Raw genomic sequence first — 7,431 nt, forward strand, 5'->3', positions numbered from 1 at the left:
AACTTTTATAGTCGTAATATTAGGGAATATTTTATTGAACAGAGATATAGTTATGCCTGGATATGCAATATTTTCAGCAATAGTAGCAACTTTGATTTATTGTGCAGTAACGATACCGACTAATTACATTGGGGGATATAAAGTTATTACTGTCTTGAATTTGATTATGCTTTTTCCTTTAATGGGTATGATTGGTCTTATGTGCAATATTTTTGGTGATAAAACAATTATGTTAAAAGTACTTCACTCTCAAGAGGCTACACAAGCAATGGGTGTTCTTGGTATCGGAGTATTAGTGAGTATATTCGTATCCATGTTCCTCTCAATGAAAATGTTTCAGGAGGCAGAGTTATAGAAGGGACATTTTCATATTAGGAGGTGTAATACATGATCAAGCAACTAATTTTAAAAGATTTCATCATTCAATGGAAATTTTTAATTTGGTACATACTGTATCCTGTTTTCTTTTATATGGCCTTAACAGATACGGAAAATTTATTCATCATTATGTCAGTAATTATTACAATTGGGGCAACAGTAAAAACATTTGAAGCAGATAGTAAAAATGAGAGTGAAGTTATAGTAAATAGTTTACCAATATTGAGAAAACAAATTGTGTATGCGAAATATATAGTAGCAATTATTATTCTTTTTATAAGTGTAACGGTCAGCTGTTTCACGATGGGAATGAAGAATGGGATTAACCTATTTGAATTTATTGAAACGACATTGCTTGCTAGTATTAGCTTTATTTTAGTGTATTTAAGCTTTGTTCTACCAATATCTTTTTGGTTAGGATATAAAAAAACTATTCTTATTACAATAGTAATATTCATGGCGCCGATTGTTATTTTAGAAACTTTGTTTCAAATCAACTTGGAACAAATTCAATTATATAATACCTTGTTATTCATTGGTTCAATATGTATGCTCATAGCATCTATCTTCGTTTCAGTGAAATTGTATGAGAAGAGAGAATTTTAAAAGGTGCCCTATAAAAGGCACCTTCTTCAATAACGACAATACGAGAGCAGTAGTTTATAAAAAGAAACGCTATTTGGCACATCTTTCGGAGTATGTAATATAAAGCTGAAAACGATGATGAGAATAAGAAATAGGAAAAATAAAAATAGGATTTGCTTATGTATAGAATTTTGCATATTATCCACTCCTTTTTTTGGGTAGTATGTCCAAAAGAAAGGAATGTATGAAAAAAATTGGAGGGGGAACAATGGGGAAACGAAAATTGTTATTTGAAATAGGAGTATTATTTTTGTCAATAGGTCTTTTGTTATCAAATTTTTATTCAGACATACCATCACCGTTTCCTAATTTGCATAAAGGAATTGGTATAAGTATTGTTATAATTGGTCTGTTTTGTCTTATCACATCTAACTTCTACAGAAAGTCTGAATGAATATAAAAAGGACAGTTACTCTTTTTCAGAAGTACTGTCCTTTTTAAATAACTTATTCCATAGTTTGGCGATACTCCATATAATGACGATTGCAATGGAGGCGATAATGGACCAAACAATCGATATAATTTCAAGTGTCATGTTAGGAAGGAATGTGAGAATGGATAATACTTTATGAAACAATGATTCTATTATATGAAAACTTATTTGTAATAGAATGACGATACAAAGTGTGATCCATGCTAATATTTTCTTTCCTTGTTCTTTCCACATGACATTCACCTCACGTTAGCTTAATAGTTTTAAGCCAACAGCGCCGCATAAAATGCAGCTTAAGAAAGCAAGACGACGCCAATCCGCTGATTCTCGGAAAATGAGAATGCCTAGAAGTGCACTTCCAGCAGTTCCGATTCCAGTCCAAATTGCGTAAGCAGTTCCCATCGGTAATGTGTTCATCGCAAGAGATAAGAAGAAGAAGCTTACGCCGAAGTTAGCGATTAAAATAACTTTTGGTGCCCAGCCTTTCTTTTCAGTGGCTACTTTCATAAAGAGTACACCAATAATTTCACAAATACCAGCTAGAATTAAAAATACCCAAGCCATTTTATGCGGCCTCCTTCGCTTCTTTTTCTTCTGTTACTCGTTTTAAACCAATTACTCCGAAGAAGATTAAACCGATTAATAAAACTTTTACGATAGAGAAAGGTTCTCCGAAGATGAAAATCTCTGTAAGAACGATTCCACCAGCTCCGATTCCTGTAAAGACTGCGTATACAGTGCCGACAGGTAAATCTTTATAAGCTCTAAATAATAAGACGAAACTAATTGTAATTAATAGAGCAACACCAGCCCATTCAAGTGGTGCCTCTGCTTTTTTTAGTCCAATCACCCAAAAGATTTCAATAATACCAGCGATGATTACATAAATCCATGCCATATGTCATTTCTCCTTCCTACCAGTCGTTAGGTAAAGGGCTTAAAAACGACGCATTGCAAAGGGCAATCCGTCAGTTTGAAAGTCCGCGCCAAAATACTTTCCAAGAAGCGTCTAAACGTGTCTCAAAACGATTTAAACCTGCGTATAATAGTTCAACCATAAGACCGTCGAGTAAGCATAGAAAAGCCTCTAAGGCGTCTTTTACTTCAATGTTATGCAGCTCATCTTGTTCGCTTGCTCTTTTAAATACAGGGAATAAAAGTTTTCCGACGTTTTCAATGTGTACATTTGCTTTATTAATAATTTGTTCGCGAAATGCATCAGGCGGAAAATAAGAAGTTCGTAACCAAAACATTGATTCTTCACTTTCACCAAATCGTTTTGCATACCCTTTTAATAATTTTAAAAGCAATTCTTCAGTGGACGAATTGGAAAAGCTTTCGATATCGCCTGTGAAGCTCTGCAAATCTTTTTGAAGAGCAGATTCTAAGCATATGAAATATAGCTCTTCTTTTCCTTTAAAGTGTGCGTAAATCGATGGTTTTTTAATCCCAACTTCTTGAGCAATATTTGCCAATGAAGTTCCTTCATAGCCGTAGCGTGCGAAATGAGAAAGTGCTACAGCTTTAATGCGGTTTGCTGTCATTTTCATCCCCTACCTACCGTTCGTTAGGTTCATTATATGAGATGAAAAATATAATGTCAATAGGTGAAGAGCTGAAAAAGAGCATTATAGGTAACGCTCTTTTTAGACAGTCTCTCGCTCAATTAAATGGAATGAAAGTTCTTTTGCACTGCCGACAATTTGCTCGCTTTGGATCTGCTTATGGAATAAAGAAAAAGCATGTGAGCCCATTGCGAGACCGGGATGTTCAATTGTGGAAATTTCTAATGCCTTTGAAATTTCATGATTATCAAATCCAAGGATAGCAAGGTCTTCAGGTACTCGAATACCATGTTTTCGAGCCTCTGTTAATAAACCAGCTGCAACTTGATCGTTCGCTGTGAAAATAGCAGTTGGACGATTTTTCATATTTAAAATACGATGGAGTATTTGTGCTCCGTCCTGCATTGTATAGCATTGGTGGAAAATCCATTCAGGATGCAACGTTTTCCCTTCGTTACGAAGTATATCGGCGAACGCTTTTTCGCGCTCCATGGAATTTACACTTGTTTTTCTTGCTAAACAAATTCCAATTTTTTCATGGCCTCTACTTAGTAAATAGGCAGTACCGAGACGGAAACCTTCATAATGATCTACGTAGATGGATGAAATGAGGGGATGCTTCATTTTTTCACATGAAATAATAGGGGCAAATTTTGCAAAAGGTTCGATTTGTTTCCAAGAGCTCGTTCGGGAGCAAATAATCATCCCATCAAATTGTTTCATTTTCATCATTTCAAGAACACGAATTTCTTCAATGCTATCGTAATTCGTTTGACATAAATTAATGTGATATCCGGCAGCTAACGCTTCGTTTCCGATTCCTTCAATAATCGTACTGAAGTAGGGGAGGTTAATGAAAGGAAGCATAACGCCAATTGTATATGTTTTCCCTCTTATTAAATGGACAGCATTTATATTTTTTGCGTAGTTTAATTCTTCAACAGCATCTAGAACACGCTTACGCTTTTCTTCTTTTACGTAAGGGTGATTATTCAGGACACGAGAAACAGTTGATATCGATACACCAGCAGTTTTAGCAATTTGTTTTATATTGGCCATATGTATCACCTCTTTCCCTTATTATAAAGGGAAAATAATAAGAAAGAAAAAATCTTGACCTGAAAAGCTTTTCACAAACTATGGTATTAATAAGACTTCTTTTTATTCGCGTAACCTTTTCACTTGGGCGTAAGAATGATAGGGGTCTTTTTTGTTTGCAAAAAGTGTTGTCAAAATGTGTGAGAATAACGTGGAAAGTTTTCAAAGGTGGAGTTTGGTGACAAAGCGAATATGAAGAGAATATCAACGCTTCGTTCGTTAAGAGAGCGGTATGAAAGGGCGGAAACAAATTGAAAAAAAGAATCATTTGTTTCGTGTTTTCTAGTTTCATGCTTAGTTCGTGTTCGTTTCAGCAAACGATGCAAGAAGAAAAACACTTTGTGGGAACAACAGGAGGAGCTATGGATCGTGTTACGGATCCTATTCCGCTAAAGGAACTTCCAAAATATTTTCCGGTGAAGTTTAAAGTTCCAACGTTTTTACCGTACGACATTACAAGTGATGTGAAGGGGGAAGTAAGAACGCTTGGGAAAAAGAACACTGTCTTAACGATTAAATATAAACAGAAGGAGTCAGGTAGAAATGAGTATATTGAGTTAAATGTCGCGAACTTTCCTTATAGTTTTCCGGATCTTGTGGAAGAGAAGCGATTTCAAGAACAAATGAAACTGAATAATGGAACGTCTGCTTATTTTAAAAATAAAGATGATTATGAACGTGGTGACGAATTTGCTACGCTTATATGGAAAGAGAAAGGAATTGAATATCAACTGCTGTATCGGAATGTAGAAGAGAACGATGAAAAGGTAATCAAGCAGAATTTATTATACATTGCGAATAAGATGAAATGAAAAAACTAGCTGATTTATTCAGCTAGTTTTTTGTATGTTATTATTTCTTTTTAATTTTGCCTGTCCAAGATTTAAATCCACCTTGTAATTGGTAGAAATCTTTGTAGCCTTGTTTTTTTAAGTATTGCGCTGCACGACCTGTACGGAATCCGCTTTGGCAATATAAGTAAACAGGTTGATCTTGACGAAGTTCTTTATGGCGAAGGCGAATTTGTGATAACGGAATGTTACGTGCACCTAAAATATGCCCTGCGTTATATTCGTCTGCTTCACGAATATCGATAAGCTGTGCTTTACGGTAGCCAGCGCGAAATTCTTCTTCTGTAAGAGTTTTAATTAATTTTTTCTGATAGAAGTACATCCATACAGTGTAGCCGATAAATGCTACGATTACGGCTAATAAAATAATCCAAGTTGTTGACACGATTCTATCGCTCCCTTTTTTCTTATCCTACTTTCAATATTATAATGCCCTTATATATTTATGCAACAGATTCATTTGCATATAAGAAGAAATTTCGTATTCTTTCACAAATTTTGTCGAATTTGGTAGACTAGAGAATGTGAAAAATAATTGGTTATATGAGGTGCAGGATGGGAAAAGAAAAATGGTGTTATATTAACTCTGGTCAATGTTCACCGGCATTTAATATGGCGTTAGATGAATGTTTATTAAATTGGCAAAGTGAAAAGAAAATGCCACCAACAATTCGTTTTTATGAATGGGAAGTACCAACATTAACAGTTGGGTATTTTCAACGTGTTGAAAAAGATATTAATATGGATGTAGTTAACGAAAAGAAATATGGATTCGTTCGTCGTCAAACAGGCGGCAGGGGTGTACTACATGACAAAGAGTTAACGTATAGTGTTATTGTGTCTGAAGATCATCCGAATATGCCGAAAACAGTTACAGAAGCGTATCGTGTTATTTCGCAAGGTTTATTAGATGGTTTTAAGGCATTAGGGTTAGAAGCATATTATGCAGTTCCAAAAACAGAAGCAGATCGTGAAAATTTAAAAAATCCACGTTCAGGCGTATGTTTTGATGCGCCATCTTGGTATGAAATTGTAGTGGAAGGACGAAAAATTGCTGGTAGTGCTCAAACACGTCAAAAAGGTGTTATTTTACAGCATGGATCGATTCCATTAGAAATTGATTTAGATGAACTATATGATCTATTTTTATTCCCAAATGAACGTGTGAAGGAACGTATGAAGAGTATGTTCTCTTCTAAAGCAGTAGCAATTAATGAATTAACAGACCGTACATTTACGATAGAACAGTTAATTAAAGCGTTTGAAGTTGGCTTTGAAAAAGGATTGGATGTAGAACTTGTTCCATATGAATTAACAGAAGAACAGTTACATGAAGTTCAAACGTTAGCGAAAGAAAAGTATGAAAGTAATGAGTGGAATTATAAAAAATAAGAGGTGGCGATAGCCACCTCTTATTTTTTTATAGTAAATTAAGTACTTTTTCTACTTTGATTCCTTTATCTTGTAAAGAACGAAGGCGACTTACAACGTCCATAATTTCTTTGTCAAATGTAACGCTAATACCTTGGCTTTGTAGTTCTTCTTTTAAGCTTTCAATAGAATCATCTATGTCGATGCCAAGCTCGTAATCTTGACAAACTTCAATTGTCTTTTTCACGAGTTTAACATAATTTTCTTGTAGTTTTGAATTTGTTTCAGTCAAAGCAGGCTGCTTCGGTTTTGCAGGAGCAACCGGTGCTGTCTCTTGCTTTGTAACTGGAGTAGGGACTGCTTTTTTCACAGGCGCTGGAGTAACTAGTTCTACAGCTGCTTCTACGCTTACTGGCTTCGGTGTCGGTACCGGAGTAGGTTTAGGTGCCATAGCAGGTGTTTCCACACGCGTAACAGGCTTAGGAGCAGGCGTAATTGCTTTTGGAGCTTCTACAACTACTTCTTTTTTCGGTGCTGCTTCTACCTGTGTTTCTTCTTGCTCGGCAGCTTCTTTATTTTCTTTACTCCACATAACGCGTTCAATTTCTAGAGAAACATTGTTTTTGTTCATCGCTGTTAATGTAACTTTACCAACTTCAGCGTTTCCAGTGAAATCAACAATTTTATAAATAACACTCTTGTTCCAATCCACGTTTCCGCTCAAAAATAATTCTTCGTTACATTTCGGCGTTAAGCCCTCGATTTTAATTTCTGCGTTTACACCGTTTTCACTATATACCATAATTAGCGAAGCATTTACATCTTCGTCTGCTAACATTAGTTCACGTACCATTTTGCCGGTGCGTACTTGCGTTTTCTTCTTAACTGACATCTAATTTCTCCTCTCAAAAATTCAGTAATAATAAAAAATCGTATAACGAAAAATAATTGCTCACGAAGATTTATGATACCGATAATAAAAGCATCACGTCAACAATTAACTTTAATTATTTTGCATTTTTCTTATTTTCTTTATGAAATTTTTCAATTTGTAAAATTAGACAGAAGAAAAAACAGCCTTTTGAAGGGC

General features: G+C 35.1%; 12 protein-coding genes. 5 read left to right on the forward strand and 7 right to left on the reverse strand.

Going from position 1 to position 7,431, the window contains the following annotated elements; translation table 11 throughout:
• The 3 genes from ABWK52_RS16925 to ABWK52_RS16935 all read left to right on the forward strand — a co-directional run.
• On the forward strand, nucleotides 1–355 hold a 355-nt coding region (locus tag ABWK52_RS16925), incomplete at its 5' end, for an ABC-2 transporter permease (protein ID WP_353772017.1).
• 32 nt (nucleotides 356–387) lie between these two features.
• On the forward strand, nucleotides 388–984 hold the full coding sequence (locus tag ABWK52_RS16930; protein WP_000595346.1) for an ABC-2 transporter permease: 597 nt from the start codon (nucleotides 388–390) through the stop codon (nucleotides 982–984).
• A gap of 247 nt (nucleotides 985–1,231) precedes the next feature.
• On the forward strand, nucleotides 1,232–1,417 hold the full coding sequence (locus ABWK52_RS16935; protein WP_000518066.1) for a hypothetical protein: 186 nt from the start codon (nucleotides 1,232–1,234) through the stop codon (nucleotides 1,415–1,417).
• A gap of 15 nt (nucleotides 1,418–1,432) precedes the next feature.
• Here ABWK52_RS16935 and ABWK52_RS16940 read toward each other — a convergent pair whose 3' ends face one another.
• The 5 genes from ABWK52_RS16940 to ABWK52_RS16960 all read right to left on the reverse strand — a co-directional run bounded on the left by ABWK52_RS16940 (nucleotide 1,433) and on the right by ABWK52_RS16960 (nucleotide 4,080).
• The gene (locus tag ABWK52_RS16940; RefSeq protein ID WP_000265427.1) at nucleotides 1,433–1,690 is read right to left on the reverse strand and encodes a DUF3975 family protein; all 258 of its coding nucleotides are present in this window, start codon (nucleotides 1,688–1,690) and stop codon (nucleotides 1,433–1,435) included.
• Nucleotides 1,691–1,705: 15 nt separating this feature from the next.
• Nucleotides 1,706–2,020: a DMT family transporter gene (locus tag ABWK52_RS16945; RefSeq protein ID WP_000312623.1), complete on the reverse strand. Its 315-nt coding sequence runs from the start codon at nucleotides 2,018–2,020 to the stop codon at nucleotides 1,706–1,708.
• 1 nt (nucleotide 2,021) lies between these two features.
• Nucleotides 2,022–2,354: a DMT family transporter gene (locus ABWK52_RS16950; RefSeq protein WP_000312339.1), complete on the reverse strand. Its 333-nt coding sequence runs from the start codon at nucleotides 2,352–2,354 to the stop codon at nucleotides 2,022–2,024.
• Between the two features lie 70 nt (nucleotides 2,355–2,424).
• A complete protein-coding gene (locus ABWK52_RS16955) occupies nucleotides 2,425–3,006 on the reverse strand; it encodes a TetR/AcrR family transcriptional regulator (protein WP_002005730.1) in 582 nt (193 codons plus the stop codon).
• A 96-nt stretch (nucleotides 3,007–3,102) separates the two neighbouring features.
• Nucleotides 3,103–4,080 (reverse strand): LacI family DNA-binding transcriptional regulator, encoded by a 978-nt coding sequence (locus tag ABWK52_RS16960; RefSeq protein WP_098541555.1) that lies wholly within the window; start codon nucleotides 4,078–4,080, stop codon nucleotides 3,103–3,105.
• A 314-nt stretch (nucleotides 4,081–4,394) separates the two neighbouring features.
• On the opposite strand from ABWK52_RS16960, the gene ABWK52_RS16965 reads away from it, so the two are divergent.
• Entirely contained in the window at nucleotides 4,395–4,931 is a 537-nt protein-coding gene (locus tag ABWK52_RS16965; protein ID WP_025966335.1) for a hypothetical protein, read from the forward strand.
• Nucleotides 4,932–4,971: 40 nt separating this feature from the next.
• Here the strand turns inward: ABWK52_RS16965 and ABWK52_RS16970 are convergent, their stop codons facing one another.
• Entirely contained in the window at nucleotides 4,972–5,355 is a 384-nt protein-coding gene (locus ABWK52_RS16970; protein WP_000108653.1) for a rhodanese-like domain-containing protein, read from the reverse strand.
• Between the two features lie 170 nt (nucleotides 5,356–5,525).
• Here ABWK52_RS16970 and ABWK52_RS16975 point away from each other — a divergent pair, with 170 nt between their 5' ends.
• A complete protein-coding gene (locus ABWK52_RS16975) occupies nucleotides 5,526–6,362 on the forward strand; it encodes a lipoate--protein ligase family protein (protein ID WP_000514081.1) in 837 nt (278 codons plus the stop codon).
• Nucleotides 6,363–6,390: 28 nt separating this feature from the next.
• Here the strand turns inward: ABWK52_RS16975 and ABWK52_RS16980 are convergent, their stop codons facing one another.
• A complete protein-coding gene (locus ABWK52_RS16980; RefSeq protein ID WP_000111900.1) occupies nucleotides 6,391–7,233 on the reverse strand; it encodes a hypothetical protein in 843 nt (280 codons plus the stop codon).
• Between the last annotated feature and the right edge of the window lie 198 nt (nucleotides 7,234–7,431).

It is taken from the genome of Bacillus sp. AP50, assembly GCF_040492675.1.
Taxonomy (GTDB): domain Bacteria; phylum Bacillota; class Bacilli; order Bacillales; family Bacillaceae_G; genus Bacillus_A; species Bacillus_A cereus.

What these genes read in the sequence shown, in the direction of transcription:
- ABWK52_RS16960 (WP_098541555.1), bottom strand. Translation starts at nt 4,080, where the DNA reads ATGGCCAATATAAAACAAATTGCTAAAACTGCTGGTGTATCGATATCA.
- ABWK52_RS16930 (WP_000595346.1), top strand. Translation starts at nt 388, where the DNA reads ATGATCAAGCAACTAATTTTAAAAGATTTCATCATTCAATGGAAATTT.
- ABWK52_RS16945 (WP_000312623.1), bottom strand. Translation starts at nt 2,020, where the DNA reads ATGGCTTGGGTATTTTTAATTCTAGCTGGTATTTGTGAAATTATTGGT.
- ABWK52_RS16950 (WP_000312339.1), bottom strand. Translation starts at nt 2,354, where the DNA reads ATGGCATGGATTTATGTAATCATCGCTGGTATTATTGAAATCTTTTGG.
- ABWK52_RS16980 (WP_000111900.1), bottom strand. Translation starts at nt 7,233, where the DNA reads ATGTCAGTTAAGAAGAAAACGCAAGTACGCACCGGCAAAATGGTACGT.
- ABWK52_RS16935 (WP_000518066.1), top strand. Translation starts at nt 1,232, where the DNA reads ATGGGGAAACGAAAATTGTTATTTGAAATAGGAGTATTATTTTTGTCA.
- ABWK52_RS16940 (WP_000265427.1), bottom strand. Translation starts at nt 1,690, where the DNA reads ATGTGGAAAGAACAAGGAAAGAAAATATTAGCATGGATCACACTTTGT.
- ABWK52_RS16975 (WP_000514081.1), top strand. Translation starts at nt 5,526, where the DNA reads ATGGGAAAAGAAAAATGGTGTTATATTAACTCTGGTCAATGTTCACCG.
- ABWK52_RS16955 (WP_002005730.1), bottom strand. Translation starts at nt 3,006, where the DNA reads ATGAAAATGACAGCAAACCGCATTAAAGCTGTAGCACTTTCTCATTTC.